This is a genomic window from Buchnera aphidicola (Cinara laricifoliae), from assembly GCF_900698945.1.
Classification (GTDB): domain Bacteria; phylum Pseudomonadota; class Gammaproteobacteria; order Enterobacterales; family Enterobacteriaceae; genus Buchnera_F; species Buchnera_F aphidicola_AC.
Genome location: NZ_LR217717.1, coordinates 113,277 through 131,993, shown reverse-complemented (window position 1 = coordinate 131,993; position 18,717 = coordinate 113,277). Strand labels below are relative to the sequence as shown.

Genomic DNA, 18,717 nt, shown 5'->3' with positions numbered 1-18,717 from the left:
AGATTAGTATGAAGAAAATTAAATTATTTTCGGGAAATTCTGTTCCAAATTTAGCTCAAAAAATAGCCAATCAACTAAATACTACATTAGGAAAAGCTACAGTTAGTAAATTTAGTGATGGAGAAATTAGCATTCAAATTAATGAAAATATAAGAGGATCTGATGTTTTTTTAATACAATCAACGTGTTCACCTACTAACGATAATTTTATGGAATTGATAATTATGATAGATGCTCTTAGAAGAGCTTCAGCTGGACGTATTACTGCTGTTATTCCTTATTTTGGATATGCTCGACAAGATAGAAAAATTCAATCATCTAGAGTACCTATTACAGCAAAAGTAATTGCCGATTTTTTATCAAATGTTGGTGTTGATCGTATCCTTACTATTGATTTACATGCTGAACAAATTCAAGGTTTTTTTGATATTCCAATAGATAATATTTCTAGCAGTAGAATACTATTAAAAAAATTATTAAAAATTAACTTTTTTAATCCTATATTTGTGTCACCAGATATTGGTGGGATTATCAGAACACGAACTATTGCAAAATTATTATATGATTCTGAAATGGCAATTATTGATAAACGTAGACCCAGTATAAATGCTTCAGAAGTAATGAATATTATTGGACAAGTAAAAAATAGAGACTGTATTTTAATAGATGATATTATAGATACTGGAATTACCTTATGTAAAGCTGCAACTGCTCTAAAAAAAAAAGGAGCACGCTGTATTTATGCATATGCTACACACGCTATTTTTTCAGGTATAGCTAACACAAACATCAAAAAATCAAATATAGATGAAATTATAATATGTGATACAATTCCATTATCTAAAAAAATAAAATGTTTAAAAAACATACACATATTAACAGTCTCTACTATGTTAGCAGAAGCAATTCGAAGAATTAATCAAGAAGAATCAATTTCTGAAATGTTTTAAAAATAAAAATTTTACATATTTTAATACATAATAAAAAATAAATATTTATAACATTCATATTAAATATAATTAGTATTTATTACTACATGATCAACTAATATATAAATATATAATTAAACTAATATTTACAATATAATAATAAAATGTTGGAAAAATTCCAACATTATATTATTTTATAAGCTATAAATTTATACATTTAAAATATTAATTAAAATTTAAAAATAATTTTTAAAAAATACATTAAATATTTATACAAAACAAAATCAAAATTAAAATTTTACTATGTTTAATTTAAGTATTTATAAATTTTTAATAAAAATATATATATTAAAATCCATGTACATCGAATTAAAATAAACTATATAAAATTTTTGGCAAGAAACCCAATACTATTATAATAATACCAATACTTATAATTAGATATTTTTGCAATATCGTGATATTAAAATGACGAAATAAATTTTTTTCATCTAATTTAACAGGATTGCAATACAAACTATGAATAATATTAAAATAACTATATGTTCCTAAAATACTACTGATCATAATGCATACTGTTGTAATAATAAAATTTTTATGAATTAAATATTTTAGAATAAAAAATTTTCCCCAAAATCCTATTGTTAAAGGAAATCCAGATAGAGACAATAAAATTATAGTCATCATAATTCCTAAAACAGGATCATACCAAAATAATCCAGTTAATGAATTATTTTTTATATTATCAATATTTTTAGTAAAAATATTAAAATCAACAATACTTTTAATACCAAAAAAACCAAGTAAACCTATCAAATAACCAAACAAATAGATATATATATATTTAGTTATAAGTAAATATTTATTTTGAGAATATATCAGTAATAAAATCAATAACAAACCAAGATTAGAAATAGATAAATATCCCATTAATCTGTGAATCTTAACTTGAATAACTGCTATCAAATTACCAAATAAAATAGAAAATATCGCAATACTATATAATATAACATATAATAAAGTTATCTTGTTTAAATAAGGAATATAATAAAAAAATCGCATTAAAATAGATAAAATAGAAATCTTAGTAACTGTTGAAAAGTATATTAATGCACAAGAATTAGTATACTGATATATACCAGGAGCCCATGTATGTAATGGAAACAGTGATAATTTCAAAAAAAGTGAAAATAAAACTAAAATAATACCAAAAAAAGTAATATTACCATACATAATAGAAGGATAATACATAAAAATATATGTAAAAAAAGAAAAACACAACCGACCTGAAACAAAATAAATAAAAGAACAACCTAATAATAATAAAGCAGATGAAAAAACTGACATAATTAAATATATTAATATAGAAGACCAATGAAATATATATTTTGGAAATAATATTAAAATGCCTAGTATAGGAAAAAATAATAATTCTATTCCTATAAATAAAGTAGAAAAATGAAATGCAACAGATACTAAAATTCCACCAATAGTAGATAACAATACAAATAAATGAAATTCTGTTGAATACATACTATTGTATAGTAACCAAGGATATGCAAATATACACGTATATAAACTAGATAAAAGTAACATAAAAATATAAAAATAAGAATATTGATCTATTTTTATTAATACAGAAATATATTCTAACATAAATATCTTTGAATATAAAATCATTATTATGCTAAACAATAAACCAAATGTAATAACTATACTTTCCAGATATACATTTTTTTTATAAAAAGAAATATAAAAAATTATTATAACTGAAAAAATTAATGATAAAATTGGTATTATTGGAATAATACTATCAAATAATTTAATCATAATTTTATTACCTAATTATTTACTATATATATCGTCATGATACATATAATTTTATATATCTATAAAAATTTTAAAATAAATTTAGGGTATAATCCCAATAAACATATAAAAAATACAAAGAAAATTAATATTACAAAATCAAAAAAACTTAATTCATTTTTTATAACAGATAATCGATTAGAACCATAACATACCTTTTGTATCATTATTAGAAGATAAATAGAAGATAAAAACAAACCAAAAACAAAAAAACAACCTAAAATCGGACAATGCATAAAGATACCAAATAACATCATAAATTCACCACTAAAATTTCCTGTCATAGGTATATTTAACATCGATAAAGAAAAAAATAAAAAAAATGATGGAATAAAATTCATACAAGACCATAATCCACTCATATATAAAATATTTTGAGTATTAATTTGAATAAAAATTCTTCCAATCAATATTAATAATGCTGCTGTAGAAATAACAGATGATACTATATATAATAAAACACCTTGATAAGCCACTATATTTTCACTATGTATTGCAGCAAAAATAATACCCATACTAGAAATAGTAGAATACGCTAACAATCTTTTTATATTTTTCTGAGAAAAAGCCATTATAGAACCATAAAACATTGACAATAAACCAATAGATATAAAAAATAAAGATAAAATATGAGAAGTACGAGGACAAAATATCAAATAAAAACGCAATAATCCATATATAGCTGGTTTTAATAAAAGTCCTATTAAATCTACTGATCCTGAAGAAGAAATAGATTCTTGAAAATCAGGTAACCAACTATGAAATGGAAATAATGGAATTTTTATGATAAGAGATAATAATAAACTAAACATCAAAAAAAATTCAGTATATAAAGATATCTTTATATTCTTTAAAAAAAAATAATTAAATGTCCAAATTCCAAAATTACTATAGTATATACATACTATATTTAGTATAAAAAATAATAAAAAAAATCCAGATATTTGAGAATAAATGAAAAATTTACGAGCAACATAAATAACATCATGACGATTTTTTTTGCTATTACCCCAAAAAATAATCAAAAAATACATAGGAATCAATATTAATTCCCAAAATAAAAAAAATAAAAACATATCAAAAGATAGAAAAATACCAAACATTCCTAACGCAATACACAATAAAAAAAAATAAAATATTCCTATTTTATCATTTAGCGTATGCCATTCACAATATATAGAACATAATCCAATTAACGAAGTTAATAAAATCATTAATAGTGATAAATTATCTAAACCAAAATAAATAGAAATACCATACTCTGAAAACCACGTTTTATGAAACGCAATTAATAACGTATGCATAGTAATATTTGCCTGAAAAAACCTATTACTATAAAAAAAAATAAATAATGAAACTAATAAACAAATTATCATAGAAAAAGCAGCTATATAACGAGGAATTCTTTCATTTAAAAATCCCGTAAATATTGATAATATAGCCCCTAATAAAGGTACTAATATAAAAACTAAAAGTATCATATAATATATTATCCTTGCTATATATTATTATATAATATATATAAATTCATTTTAATTTTATTAAATATATTTAATAATAATCAACAAAAAAGATAAACAATAAAACTAACATTAAACAAAAAATATACCATCTAATATGATTAATAATATTTGTTGAATTTAAGTTAGATAACCGTTTAATAAAAAAATAAATTTTATTCAAAAAAATCCTTTCTACGTAATAAAAATTATTATTTAAATAATTTGATAAATTATAATATGCTTGTATAAATACATAAAAATAAAAAAAATCAAAAAACCAATAATTAACAACTAATACATAAAATGTATTAAATATTTTATTAAAATAAAAGTTTTTTAATAAAAAATTTTTTCTTATATAAGAAAAATAAGCTATAAAAAAACCAAATATTAACAGAATACAAGATAGATATTCTATATAAATAGAATTTGGCAATATATTAATAGATTTAAAATATAATTTAGTCCATATATATGACATAAAATTCCATGTAATTGGAGTACAACCAATACATAAAACAAATAAAGATATATTATGAAAAAAATTTTTTTTAATAAAAATAAAATTAGATTTATTTGAACCATGAAATATTAAAAATACCATTCGAAATGAATATATTGAAGTTAAAAATATTCCTGTTAAACTACATAATAATAAAAAACTATTTTTATGATACAAAATATTAAATATTATATGACTTTTACTATAAAAACTAGAAGTAATAAATGGTAATGATATCAACGAAAAAATTCCCATTAAAAAAGTTATATATACAAAAGGAATTTTTTTATATAAACCACCCATATTCATAATATTTTGCTCATTATTAACACATTTTATGATAGATCCAGCTGATAAAAATAATAAAGATTTAAAGAAAGCATGACAAATTAAGTGAATAAATGCGCCTTTAATATTATTAGATCCAAGAGCTATAAACATATAGCCAATTTGACTCATAGTAGAATAAGCTAAAATACGTTTAATATTATTTTCAATAATAGCAGAAATACTAGATATTATAATCGTTATACAACCAATTATAACTAAAAAATTCATTGCATAAGTACTATATAAAAATAACGTATATGTACGTAATATTAAATAAATACCCATAGTGACCATAGTAGCTGCATGAATCAAAGCAGAAGATGGTGTCGGACCAACCATCGCTCCTATTAACCATGTATGTAAAGGTACTTGCGCTGATTTTCCTATAGCTGCAATAATTAATAAAAAAGTTATTAAAGACAAATAATTTGTATGATTGTTTAAAAAAATAATTTCATTAACAGAATATTTTAATGTTATAAAATCTATTGTATTAAGTTTTAAAAAAATTAAAAAAATAGCAATTAAAAAAAATACATCACTAAATCGAGTCATTAAAAATGATTTAATAGCAGCATATCCATTTCGTTCACGATTAAAATAAAAACCAATTAATAAATATGAACAAACTCCTACTAATTCCCAAACACAAAACATAGTTATTAAATTACTTGTTAATGTAAAAATCATCATACATGAAATAAATAAATTCATATATATAAAATATTTTATATATACAGATGAATCTTGCATATACCAAAAAGAAAATAAGTATACACATATACTAATCAATAAAATCATTCCCAGCATAGATAGAGAAAAAAAATCTATCAAGAAATTCCATTCAATACTGTAATTATTTACAGTTATCCAATGTAATAATGGTATAAAAAAAATTTTTGATATATTTATTTTTTTATAATAATCATATACCACATATAAAAAAAATAATAAAGAAATAAAAATTGAAGAAATACTAATCAACGCAACATATTTTTTTGACAAAAACTGTTGCAGTAATATTAATAAAAAACAACTTAATAAAGGAAATATAACTACATAATAAATTAAATTCATTTATAAATCTCGCTCAACTTAAATATATCTAATGTATTATACTGCTGATATATTTTTAAAAAAAATGCTAACATTACACTAACTTCTGCTGCTGCTGTAGTAATAATGAATACATACATAATTTGACCATCTGTTTGATTCCAGTAATATCCCACCAATACCATTGCTAAAGCAATTGCATTAGTAAGTAATTCTAAACTAATTAATATAAATATTAGATTTTTATGTTTGAATAAAGAAATTAGACCAATCATAAAAATTAGTATCGATACAATAATTCCGTGATTTAATGACAACATAATCTTGTATATTATCCTTATAAAAATAAAAAAATAAACTCTATTTTTTAAAAACTATACATATTACAAGCAATGCAGATAACAGCAATAAAGAAGTAAATTCTACCAAAAATCCATATTTATTAAATAAACAAATACTAACTTGTTTCATTGCAATATCATTAAAAATTAAAATTTTATTTTTTTCTCTAATAAATTGAATCGATAAAATTAATAAAATAATAATCAAACATATAAAAGATAAAATTTCATAAAAATTTATCGATCGATTTAATCTATTACATTTTTTTAATAAATTATTATTTATTAACATTACCACAAAAACAAATAAAACCATAATAGCCCCAGCATAAATAATTACTTCTAATGCTCCTATAAAAACTACTCCTAAAGTAAAAAAAATACCAGAAATAGAACATATTAAAAAAATTAAATAAAGCAAAGAATAAATTGGATTACTACTTATTACGATTAATAAAGAAAAAAAAACAGATAAAAAACTAAATAAATAAAATAAAAAAACCATAAAATTATCCCTACGGCAATAAAGACGTCACATCAACACAATTTAATATCTTTTTTGAATCAATATCATGTGATTCAATATTATTTTTCACACCTGAAACAGAATAAAAATTATATTCTGGAAACTTTCCAGGTCCCGAAATTAGTAAATCTTTTTTTTCATAAATTAATTTTTTTCGTTTAAATTCACTTAATTCTATATCCGGAATTAATTGAATCGCTGCAGTAGGGCAAGCTTCTTCGCATAAACCACAAAAAATACAACGTGATAAATTTATTCTAAAAAATTTAGCATACCAACGACCATCTGAATTTTCCGATTTTTTTAACGAAATACAATTAACAGGACATACAGCAGAACATAAATTACAAGCAACACATCTTTCTAAACCATTAGGATCCCGAGTTAAAATAATACGACCTCTATATCGTAATGATAAATTTAATGGTTGTTCTGGATATAATCGTGTTTCACGTGATGCAAAAATATTACTAAATATTAAAAATATACTACGTATATAGCTAAAAATACTAAAAATAATATTTTTTATATTCATACATTATAAAACCTCACAATTATAATAAAATTTTTAAAGATGTATAAATTAAATTTAATAACGATAATGGAAAAAAAAATTTCCATGCAAAAAACATAACATGATCATATCTTGGTCTAGGTAAAGATGCTCTTATTAAAATAAATAAAAAAATAAATAAAAAAAACTTTAATAAAAACCAAATTATTGATGGAAACCAAGGACCAAGCCAACCTCCAAAAAATAAACAAACTATCAATGCAGAAACAGTCATAATAGAAATATATTCGCCGATAAAAAACATTCCAAATTTCATACCAGAATATTCAATATGATATCCATCAGCTAATTCTTGTTCAGATTCTGGTTGATCAAAAGGATGTCTATGACAAACTGCAATACATGCTATAAAAAAAATAATAAAACCAAAAAATTGCGGAATAACATTCCATATTCTTTGTTGTGAATATACAATATCTACTAAATTGAAAGAACCGCATTGCATAACAGTCCCTAAAGAAGAAATACCTAAAAAAACTTCATAACTCAACATTTGCGCTACTGCTCTAATTGCTCCTAATAAAGCATATTTATTATTACTAGACCAACCAGCTAATAAAACTCCATATACAGATATAGATGACATCATAAAAAAAAATAATAATCCAATATCTAGACTAATAATAATATAATTATCAGTAATAGGAATACTAGATAATACACATAAAAAAGACATAAAAGAAATTATAGGTGCTAAAATAAATAAAGATTTATCACAAAAAGGAGGTAGCCAATCTTCTTTAAAAAGTAATTTAATACCATCAGCACATACTTGCATACAACCACCCCAACCAACTCTATTCGGTCCATATCGATTTTGCAATAATCCCAATATCTTTCTTTCTACTATACTTAACAAACTAGCATTAAATATAATTAACATTAAAAAACTAATAGCAAAAAAAAATTTATTTTTCATGATATTGTACCTAATTCAATAAAATATTTACTTATTTAACTTTGTTAAATTCATAGCAACTTTATTAAAAAAAATAGATGGTAATTTACCACAACCTATTGGTAATCCAATATGAAATAAACTTATATGTTCAGACAAACACACTGGAAATCTAAAAAATAAATTATTTATCTGAAATTGTAATATATCACCGTCATTAATTTTTAATTTAGAAGCATCAGAATAATTTAATTGAGCATAAATAAAATTTATTTTCATTATTTTCATAAAATAATTTTGACTCATTTCTTCACTACCTAATAATTTATAATATGGAATAATTTGAAAATCCAATAAATTTTTTGTTATATTTTTATCAATTTTTTTAATAAAAAAATTCGATAAAAATTTCTTTTTATAATCTTTAAATAATAATATACCTTCGTATAATGAAGTAAATTTATTGTTTAAACGATTAGATGATTTATATAATGATTGATGAGAATTCCAATTAGGAGACCATGAAAATGGAATATGAGAAAAACCATTTTCTGTTTGTTGATTTCCTTCCATAGAAAAAGAAAACATACTATCTGGATCTTTCGGAGAAATAGGTTCATGTATATTTTTATCAGCAAACATAGAAGAACGACCACTAAATCGTAAAGATGATCTAGCAATTTTTTGACCATAAATTTTAAAATCTGCAGATGGAGCAGAATCTTTTAATTTTTTAAAAAAAGAATTCCGTGAAGCACATAATTTCATCATTTTATCAAGAGTAAATGATTGAATTAAATCAAAAGAATTAATGCTATATTGAATAGCATGTATCCATCGCCAACTATCTAATTTATATATTTTTTTATTATAGAAATTAGGATTATGTGTTCTAAAAAATCGCTGTAACCGAGCCTCATAATTGATAATATTTCCAGAACTTTCAAAAAAATTAGTACATGGTAAAAAAATATGAGAATTTCTTACCATTTTATTATTCTGATGGTCTATTACTATAATGGTATTAATATTTTTTAAAATATTATCTATAAAATTCGATTCATATAATCGATATAAATCATTTTCTAAAATAATTAAAACATCTATTTTTTCTGAATAAATTATATCAAACATAACATTTAAAGAAATATTTGGAATTAAAGAAACACCTATACTATTAGCTGAAGGCGGAAATAATGCCAAACCAACAGGCAATCCTTTTTTTTGTAATGATTTAGCAATATTAAAGGAAATTTTAATAAAATCAATATTTTTATATGACGTACCTGAAATAATTAACGGTTTTTTAGAATGACACAATGCTTCAGCAATTGTATTAACCTGATCAAATATATTTTTATGATTATCCTTTACATATTGTATATTATTATTAATACAATCCAATATTGAAATACTAAACTGTAATTGTTGTTCTATAGAACCATAATAACTAATCTTACTTATATCATCTAACTTAGTTTCACTTCCATTAATAACAAACAATAAATTTTTTTTATTTTGAGCAATATTTTTTATGGCATTAATATGCCATATTGGTATATTATGTTTTTCTGAAATAGATGAATAAAAACCTCGTTGTATTGCTTGACGTACTGATAATGCTGCTAATGCCGCAGTTTGCGTAATATCTTCACCTATAATTAAAATTACATCATACTCTTCAATTTCGGAAATAGAAGGAATATGTATATCTCCATTTTGTAAAATATCAGTAATTAAATTAATACATTGGTTTAATTCTGGTAATACCCCATTAGAAAAATTCTTTTCTCCAACTAAATTAAATAACGCCATATTACTTTCAACACTAGCTCGTGAAGAACCTATTCCTAAAATCCTATTTGAAGAATTTTGTAAAATATTAGAAATTAAATTAATGACCGTTGAATAATTCAAAAACTTAACAATATTATTTTTAAATTTAAATGGTTTTGAAATAACATTGAAGTTTACATAATTACAACCAAATTTACCTAAATCACATAAAAAATATCGATTCAAATGTTTATTATATCTATTATCAACACGACATAATTTTCCTAAACGTTCTCCTAAACTAATATTACATCCAATACTACAATTATGGCATATACTAGGAGAATACTGTAAATCCCATTTACGATAAAAATTATTAATATTACTTTTATCAGTAAAAACACCTGTCGGGCATACATCAATTAAATTTCCAGAATATTCGCTTTCTAAAATACCATTTTCAAAACGACCAAAATAAATTTTATTACTTGAACCGTATACCCCAAAATCTTGTCCGCCAGAATAATCATTATAATATCGAGTACAACGATAACATGTAATACATCTATTCATAGAATGCGAAATAAATGGACCTAAATATTGATTATTATATACACGCTTTTGAAATTTATAACGTCGAATATGATGTTTGTTTAAAACAGTCATATCTTGTAAATGACAACTACCACCTTCAGAACAAATAGGGCAATCATGCGGATGATTTAACATCATTAATTCAATAATATTTTTTTGAAAACTTGTTACATCTGAGTGTGTAGTTGATACCCTCATATCTTTTTTAATTTCTAACATACATGCCATAACGATCGTTCCGATCTGATCATCATCATTCCTATATAATTTAACTGCACATTGCCGACAAGAACCAACACTACCTAATGCAGGATGCCAACAGAAAAAAGGTATATTTATACCAACAGATAAACAAGCTTGCAAAAGATTATAAGATGATTTAACAAAAAAAATTTTTTTATCAATATAAATTTTAACCATTATAAAATACTCACTTTAAAATATCGAATATATAGCTATATATAAATTTTATGTTAAAAATTTACTAATATATTATTCATATACATCATAAATACTATTTTATTTTATCAACTATTCACATAAAGAAATAACATCTATATTATTCTGTGTTTTTTTGTATAAATTAATTCCTCGCTTAAAATGATTACGGAAAAGTTTTATTGCGCTTTTTAACGGAGAGATCGCTCCTGGAGCATGCGCACAAAATGTTTTTCCTGATTCTAAATGAGAACATAATTTTTCTAAAATTAGAATATCATTAGTACATCCGTTTTTTTTTTCTAAAGATTGTAATATTTTAACAATCCATGGCAATCCTTCTCTACATGGAGTACAAAATCCACACGATTCTCGAGAAAAAAATGTCTCAATATTTACCAATAAAGATATGATATTAACTGTATTGTCTATAGCCATCGCAATTCCTGTTCCTAATCGACTACCTATTTTTTGTAAACTAATAAAATCCATTTTTATATCAATATTATCATATGATAATAAACTAGTTCCTGCTCCACCAGGTTGCCAAGCCTGTAAAGTTAAATTTTTCTGCATTCCGCCAGCATAATCTTCTAAAAGCTCTCTTGCTGTAATACCAAGTGGTAACTCCCATAAACCTGGTTTTTTTACTCGACCCGAAAAACCTAATAACTTAGTACCTGAATCTATACTCTTAGATAAATTTAAATACCAATCTGATCCATATAAAATAATTGCTGGAATATTGGATAATGTTTCAACGTTATTAATACATGTAGGTTTACCCCAAAGTCCAAAATTAGCAGGAAAAGGAGGTTTATACCGCGGATTCGCGCGTTTACCTTCTAATGAATTAATTAATGCAGTTTCTTCTCCACAAATATAGCGACCAGCACCAGTATGTAAAAATAAATTAAAAGTAAAACCACTATTTAAAATATTTTTACCTAAAAATCCAGCTTGATATGAATCATTAATAGCTTGTATTAAAATTTTTTCTGATAAATAATAATCACCTCTCAAAAAAATATATCCACATTTAGCTTGTAAAGCAAAAGCACTTATAATGATTCCTTCAATTAATTGATGTGGTAAATATTCTATTAAAAATCTATCTTTATATGTTCCAGGTTCCATTTCATCAGCATTACAAATTAAATATCTAGTATTTGTAATAGAACTTGTTGACATTAAACTCCATTTAATACCAGTTGGAAATCCAGCACCTCCCCTACCTTTTAAACCAGATTTTTTTACCAAAGATATTATTTCTTTATAATTCATATTTTTTAAACATTTTTTTAAAGCTTGATAACCGTTAGTATTACAGTACTCTGCCATTTTAACTGTTTTACAAGGTTCATTTAAACGCCATGTTAATGGATGCGTTTCTGGATTTTTAAGTATATATTTCATTTATATTTATCCAATAACTTTAATACTTTTGAAGAAGTAAGATTAGTATATAAAATTTCATCAATTAACAACACAGGACCTTTATCACACGCACCTAAACAACAAGTTGGCAACAATGTAAATCGATTATCAGATGTAGTTCCTCCTGGCTGTATACCTAAACTAGATATTAATTGATTTTCAATCTTACGATAACCATTAATAAAACATACCACACTATCACAATAACGAATTACATGAAAACCTACTGGTTTTCTAAAAATATGACAATAAAAAGTCGCAACACCTTCTACTTCACATACTGGAATAGATAAAATTTTAGAAATCGCTATAATAGAATTATTACAAACCCACCTTCTATATTTTTGTACAATTTTTAAAGCATCAATACACGCTGCCCGTGAATCACGGTAACATTTTTTTTTTAGTAAAATTTCAGAAATTTCAAGTGAACTTAAGTGAAACACATATTTTCCTTATTATAATTTATAAAAATATTTAACGATCGACATCTGACATAACAAAATCAATACTACCAAGATAAACAATTAAATCTGAAATTAACTGTCCACATATAACAGATGGAATTTGTTGTAAATGCGCAAAACTAGGAGTACGAATACGAGTTCGGTAACTAGTTGAATTACCGTCACTAATTAAATAGTAACTATTAATTCCTTTAGTTGCTTCAATCATTTGAAAACTTTCGTTTACAGGCATTATCGGACCCCAAGATGATTGTAAAAAATGAGTAATCATAGTTTCAATATTAAATAAAGAATTTTTTTTATTTGGAGGAGTGGTTAATGGGTGATCAGACTTAAAAGAACCATTCGGCATATTTAACAAACATTGTTTTAATATTTTTAAACTTTGTCGAATTTCTTCAACTTTTAATAATACTCTCGTATAAGCATCACTAACTCTATCTCCAATCGGAATATCAAAATCAAAATTTTGATAACCTGAATAGGGACGTTGTTTTCTAACATCAAAATTCACACCAGTTGCTCTCAATCCTGCACCTGTAACTCCCCAAGACAACGCTTCTTGTCTTTCATAAGATGCTATACCAACAGATCGAGAAATAAGAATACTATTTTTTAACGCTACTTTTACATAAAAATCTAAACGTTTCGGCATCCAGATCAAAAATTCTTTTAAAAAATGATGCCAATTAACTGGTAAATCTTTTGCTACTCCACCAATACGAAACCAAGCAGGATGCATACGAGCACCAGTAATATGCTCAATTATATCATATATTTTTTGACGATCAGTAAAAGCTAAAAACACTGTGCTCATACTACCTACATCTTGGATGAACGTAGAAATAAATAATAAATGACTATTAATTCTAAATAGCTCAGATAATAAAATTCTAATTACTTGAACACGATCTGGTACAATAATATCTGCTAATTTTTCTATCGCTAATATATAAGGCATTTCATTTATACAACCACCTAAATATTCTATTCGATCCGTATAAGGTATATAATTATGCCAAGATTGTCGTTCAGCGATCTTTTCTGCGCCACGATGGTGATAACCAATATCAGGAATACAATTTACTATTTTTTCTCCGTGTAATTGAAGTATTATTCGAAAAGCTCCATGTGAAGAAGGATGATTAGGTCCAAAATTTAAAAACATATATTTTAAATTATTAGATTTAATATGTTTTAAACCCCACGATTCAGGACAAAAACGTAATGCTTCCATTGCTACATCTTCTTTCTGCTTTGTAAAAAAAAAACTATCTAATTCAGTTGCATGAGATGCATAATCTTTTCGCAAAGGATGTCCAATCCAATTTTTAGGCATTAAAATACGAATTAAACAAGGATGTCCAATAAATGTTATACCAAACATTTCCCATGTTTCACGTTCATACCAATTTGAATTTAAAAAAATTGAAGTAATTGTAGGTAATTGTAACTTATTTTCTAATAAAGCTACCTTTAAAATAAGATCACAATTATGAGTAATTGATAAAAAATGATAAAACACTGTAAAATCAGTATTCGGTATATTATCAATATTTTTTCGTAAACGTTCATCTATACCATGTAAATCAAACAACATATCATATGAACAAATATCATTTTTTTTTATAAACTTAACAACCTGTATTAAAATTTTACTATTAATCCATAAAACTGGATATTGAAAACAAGTATTTTGAATAAAAAAATTTTTTTTTCCAAATATCTTAAATAAAGAACCGATAATAGGATTATTATCAAAAATTTTTCTAGTAGTATTATTTAAAAAAAAAATTTTTTTCTAAAGAAATATCGGACATGATTTTATTCCTATAAGTAAATTACATATATATATTAAATACGATCTATTAATTAAAATAAATAATTAAATTTTTGAAATTTAAAAAAAATTAAAAACTATCATCAGAATCAATATTTACAATCGAAATTCTTTTATTATTATGTTTTTCTTTTTCAGATGACATTTGTGGTTTGTAAACTCCTTGGTCACCTACTATCCATGATAATGGTCGACGTTCTTTAGAAATAGATTTTTGTAATAATGTTAAAGCATGAATATATGCTTCTGGTCTAGGAGGACATCCAGGTATATAAATATCTACTGGAAGAAACTTATCTACTCCTTGTACAACAGAATATACATCATACATCCCACCAGAATTCGCACATGCACCCATAGAAATAACCCATTTAGGTTCTAACATTTGATCATATAATCTTTGTATAACAGGAGCCATCTTAATAAAAGGTGTTCCCGCAATAACCATAAAATCAGCTTGTCTAGGAGACGTACGTAGAACTTCAGAACCAAAACGAGAAACATCATGAACAGATGTAAACGCAGTTACCATTTCTACATAACAACACGATAAACCAAAATTATAAGGCCATAAAGAATTTTTACGACCCCAATTTACAATATTATGGAAAAATTTAGAAATTTTTCCAAAAAAAACATTATTTCGTATTTGTGTTATGACAGGATCCGATACAGTCTTGACTGTATTTAATGGATATTTTTCAGATATATTTTTATTTCTATTAACTCGTGTTAAAGTATATTTCATATTTAAAAATCCTCTCATCATTACATAATATTATTATTATTTAATTAAAAAATTAAATTTGCAATAAAATTTCAGTAACTAATTGATATATAATTTATGTAATTTACTGAAAATTAAAATAAAAATATATATTTATTTTAATATCACCCACTCTAATATGTTATTTTTTATTAAATAAAATAATGTCATAAATAAAATATGAATAAAAAAAATAATATTTAAGACACCTATCCATCCAGATTCTCTTACACACAAAGACCAAAAATATAAATATAATATTTCTACATCAAATAAAACAAATAAAATTGCAATTAAAGAAAATTTAATAGGTATTTGTACTCGAGCAAATCCTACTGAAACAATACCAGATTCAAACGGATCTGGAGATTTTTGAAAATATGATCTACTACCTAATGTATAACCACATAATAACATCACAAAACACAGTGTAAAACCACCAAATATAAAAAAAATAAAACATAGATGCTGATAACTTATATCCATAAATATTTATAAACTCAATAATGTTAATTAACGCTAATTATATAAAATCATTAAAAAATATAATTAATAATATTCACTTATCTATATAAATAATTTATTTATTTTATTAATTAATTATATCATCTTATAAAAAAAAAAGTTATAATTTTACTATAACAAATTTAATTATTAAATACACTAAAGTGATTAAAAATTATTATTAACATATTATTTTCAAATAAATACAATTATATTTTTTCTTTACCCTTGATGCTGCATAAACTGACCCCATTTAATTAATATTATCTATTTAATAAAATCTTTAATAATTATAAAAATAATATTTTTTATAATTATTAAAAATGTTTTTTAATATATATATAAATTATAAATTAGGAGATTACTAAAAATGGGATCAATTATTGGGATAGATTTAGGTACTACTAATTCTTGCGTAGCTATCATGGATAATAATAAAGCTAAGGTACTAGAAAATGCAGAAGGAGAGCGTACTACACCTTCTATTATCGCTTATACTAAAGAAAATGAAATTTTAGTAGGACAACCAGCAAAAAGACAATCTATTACTAATCCAAAAAATACACTTTTTGCAATCAAACGTTTAATGGGAAGAAAGTTCAAAGACGAAGAAGTACAAAGAGATATTAAGATCATGCCATATGATATAGTCCCATCAAAAAATGGTGATGCTTGGTTAAAAATAAAACAAGATAATATAGCACCTCCTCAAATTTCTGCTGAAATTCTAAAAAAAATGAAAAAAACTGCTGAAGATTATTTAGGAGAAAAAGTTACTGAAGCTGTAATTACAGTACCAGCATACTTTAATGATGCTCAAAGACAAGCAACTAAAGATGCAGGCAAAATAGCAGGACTAGAAGTTAAAAGGATCATTAATGAACCTACAGCAGCAGCACTAGCATATGGTTTAGATAAAGGTACAGGTAACCGAACAATTGCAGTATATGATTTAGGTGGCGGAACATTTGATATTTCAATCATTGAAATTGATGATGTTGACAAAGAAAAAACATTTGAAGTTCTTTCTACAAACGGAGATACCCATCTAGGTGGAGAAGATTTTGATAACCGATTAATTCATTTTTTAGTATCAGAATTCAAAAAAGAACAAGGAATGGATTTAAGTAATGATTCATTAGCAATGCAAAGATTAAAAGAAGCAGCTGAAAAAGCAAAAATTGAACTTTCTGCAGCACAACAAACTGATGTAAATCTACCTTATATTACAGCTAATGCTACAGGTCCTAAACATTTAAATATTAGAGTAACACGAGCAAAATTAGAATCATTAGTAGAAGACCTAATTATTAAATCTATTAAACCATTAGAAGTAGCATTAAAAGATGCTAAATTACAAATATCAGATATTAATGATATTATTTTAGTAGGTGGTCAAACTAGAATGCCATTAGTACAAAAAAAAGTAGCAGAATTTTTTGGAAAAAAACCAAGAAAAGATGTCAATCCCGATGAAGCTGTTGCTATAGGTGCTGCTGTTCAAGGTGGAGTATTATCCGGTACAGTTAAAGATGTATTATTATTAGATGTAACTCCATTATCATTAGGAATTGAAACGATGGGTGGAGTAATGACACCATTAATTAATAAAAACACAACTATACCTACTAAACATAGTCAAACATTTTCTACAGCGGAAGATAATCAATCTGCTGTAACAATACATATATTACAAGGAGAAAGAAAAAGAGCTTTAGACAACAAATCTTTAGGACAATTTAATTTAGATGGTATTCAAGCAGCTCCACGCGGAATTCCACAAATAGAAGTTACTTTTGATATTGATGCTGATGGTATTTTACATGTCTCTGCAAAAGATAAAACAACAGGAAAAGAACAAAAAATAACCATACAATCTTCATCTGGACTAAACAAAGATGAAATTAAAAAAATGATTGATGATGCACAAGAAAATTCTGAAAAAGACTTACAATTTGAAGAATTAATAAAAGTTAGAAATCAAGGTGATCAAATTTCTCACAATACAAGAAAACAATTATCTGAATGTGAAAAAACAATTGACTCAACGACAAAATCAGATATTGAAAAATCTTTACAAGAATTAGATCTTGCTCTTAAAGGCGAAAACAAAGAAGAAATTGATACACATATACAAAAAGTATTACAATTAAGTTTAAAATTAACAGAATTACTAAAAAATAAAAATACAAATAATACCACTAACGAAAAAGAAGATTTAAACAAACCAAAAGAAAATGTAGTAGATGCAGAATTTGAAGAAATTAAAGAAAAAGATAAAAATAAATAATTAAGAATATATGTAATTAAAATATTTAATCATGTACATAACAAAGTTATCGTAAAAAATCTAACTCTATATCAAAAG

15 protein-coding genes are annotated in these 18,717 nt (G+C 24.1%); 2 read left to right on the top strand and 13 right to left on the bottom strand.

Translation table 11 applies throughout. From position 1 onward, the window contains the following. The first annotated feature begins 17 nt into the window (after nt 1–17). Complete coding sequence (locus BUCILAFE3058_RS00580; RefSeq protein WP_269471979.1) at nt 18–950, top strand: ribose-phosphate pyrophosphokinase; 933 nt, start codon at nt 18–20, stop codon at nt 948–950. Between the two features lie 348 nt (nt 951–1,298). Here the strand turns inward: BUCILAFE3058_RS00580 and BUCILAFE3058_RS00575 are convergent, their stop codons facing one another. From BUCILAFE3058_RS00575 to ndhC, 13 genes are all read right to left on the bottom strand, one after another. Then, nucleotides 1,299–2,759 (bottom strand): proton-conducting transporter membrane subunit, encoded by a 1,461-nt coding sequence (locus BUCILAFE3058_RS00575; RefSeq protein WP_154061462.1) that lies wholly within the window; start codon nt 2,757–2,759, stop codon nt 1,299–1,301. 59 nt (nt 2,760–2,818) lie between these two features. Continuing rightward, a complete protein-coding gene (locus tag BUCILAFE3058_RS00570) occupies nt 2,819–4,279 on the bottom strand; it encodes a complex I subunit 4 family protein (RefSeq protein ID WP_154061461.1) in 1,461 nt (486 codons plus the stop codon). Between the two features lie 70 nt (nt 4,280–4,349). Continuing rightward, the gene (locus BUCILAFE3058_RS00565; protein ID WP_154061460.1) at nt 4,350–6,209 is read right to left on the bottom strand and encodes an NADH-quinone oxidoreductase subunit L; all 1,860 of its coding nucleotides are present in this window, start codon (nt 6,207–6,209) and stop codon (nt 4,350–4,352) included. After that, nucleotides 6,206–6,508, bottom strand: a complete 303-nt coding sequence (gene nuoK, locus BUCILAFE3058_RS00560; protein WP_154061459.1) for an NADH-quinone oxidoreductase subunit NuoK — start codon at nt 6,506–6,508, stop codon at nt 6,206–6,208. Before nuoK ends, BUCILAFE3058_RS00565 begins: the two co-directional genes overlap by 4 nt. Nucleotides 6,509–6,548: 40 nt before the next feature. Continuing rightward, nucleotides 6,549–7,034 carry an NADH-quinone oxidoreductase subunit J gene (locus BUCILAFE3058_RS00555; protein WP_154061458.1) on the bottom strand — a complete coding sequence of 162 codons (486 nt, stop codon included), beginning with the start codon at nt 7,032–7,034 and terminating at the stop codon, nt 6,549–6,551. 10 nt (nt 7,035–7,044) lie between these two features. Beyond that, nucleotides 7,045–7,590 carry an NADH-quinone oxidoreductase subunit NuoI gene (nuoI, locus tag BUCILAFE3058_RS00550; RefSeq protein WP_154061457.1) on the bottom strand — a complete coding sequence of 182 codons (546 nt, stop codon included), beginning with the start codon at nt 7,588–7,590 and terminating at the stop codon, nt 7,045–7,047. A gap of 19 nt (nt 7,591–7,609) precedes the next feature. Beyond that, nucleotides 7,610–8,548, bottom strand: a complete 939-nt coding sequence (gene nuoH, locus BUCILAFE3058_RS00545) for an NADH-quinone oxidoreductase subunit NuoH (protein ID WP_154061456.1) — start codon at nt 8,546–8,548, stop codon at nt 7,610–7,612. Nucleotides 8,549–8,575: 27 nt separating this feature from the next. Further along, nucleotides 8,576–11,317 carry an NADH-quinone oxidoreductase subunit NuoG gene (gene nuoG, locus BUCILAFE3058_RS00540; protein ID WP_154061455.1) on the bottom strand — a complete coding sequence of 914 codons (2,742 nt, stop codon included), beginning with the start codon at nt 11,315–11,317 and terminating at the stop codon, nt 8,576–8,578. A 111-nt stretch (nt 11,318–11,428) separates the two neighbouring features. Continuing rightward, nucleotides 11,429–12,751, bottom strand: coding sequence for an NADH-quinone oxidoreductase subunit NuoF (gene nuoF, locus BUCILAFE3058_RS00535; RefSeq protein ID WP_154061454.1), 1,323 nt, complete (start codon nt 12,749–12,751; stop codon nt 11,429–11,431). Beyond that, nucleotides 12,748–13,218, bottom strand: coding sequence for an NADH-quinone oxidoreductase subunit NuoE (gene nuoE / locus BUCILAFE3058_RS00530; RefSeq protein WP_154061453.1), 471 nt, complete (start codon nt 13,216–13,218; stop codon nt 12,748–12,750). The genes nuoF and nuoE overlap by 4 nt, the downstream gene beginning before the upstream one ends. A gap of 31 nt (nt 13,219–13,249) precedes the next feature. Next, nucleotides 13,250–15,034 (bottom strand): NADH-quinone oxidoreductase subunit C/D, encoded by a 1,785-nt coding sequence (gene nuoC, locus BUCILAFE3058_RS00525; protein WP_154061452.1) that lies wholly within the window; start codon nt 15,032–15,034, stop codon nt 13,250–13,252. A gap of 115 nt (nt 15,035–15,149) precedes the next feature. Further along, on the bottom strand, nt 15,150–15,827 hold the full coding sequence (locus BUCILAFE3058_RS00520) for a NuoB/complex I 20 kDa subunit family protein (RefSeq protein ID WP_154061451.1): 678 nt from the start codon (nt 15,825–15,827) through the stop codon (nt 15,150–15,152). Nucleotides 15,828–15,959: 132 nt separating this feature from the next. After that, nucleotides 15,960–16,331, bottom strand: coding sequence for an NADH-quinone oxidoreductase subunit A (ndhC, locus tag BUCILAFE3058_RS00515; protein ID WP_154061450.1), 372 nt, complete (start codon nt 16,329–16,331; stop codon nt 15,960–15,962). A gap of 388 nt (nt 16,332–16,719) precedes the next feature. Here ndhC and dnaK point away from each other — a divergent pair, with 388 nt between their 5' ends. Then, nucleotides 16,720–18,639: a molecular chaperone DnaK gene (dnaK, locus tag BUCILAFE3058_RS00510; RefSeq protein WP_154061449.1), complete on the top strand. Its 1,920-nt coding sequence runs from the start codon at nt 16,720–16,722 to the stop codon at nt 18,637–18,639. Nucleotides 18,640–18,717 lie beyond the last annotated feature (78 nt).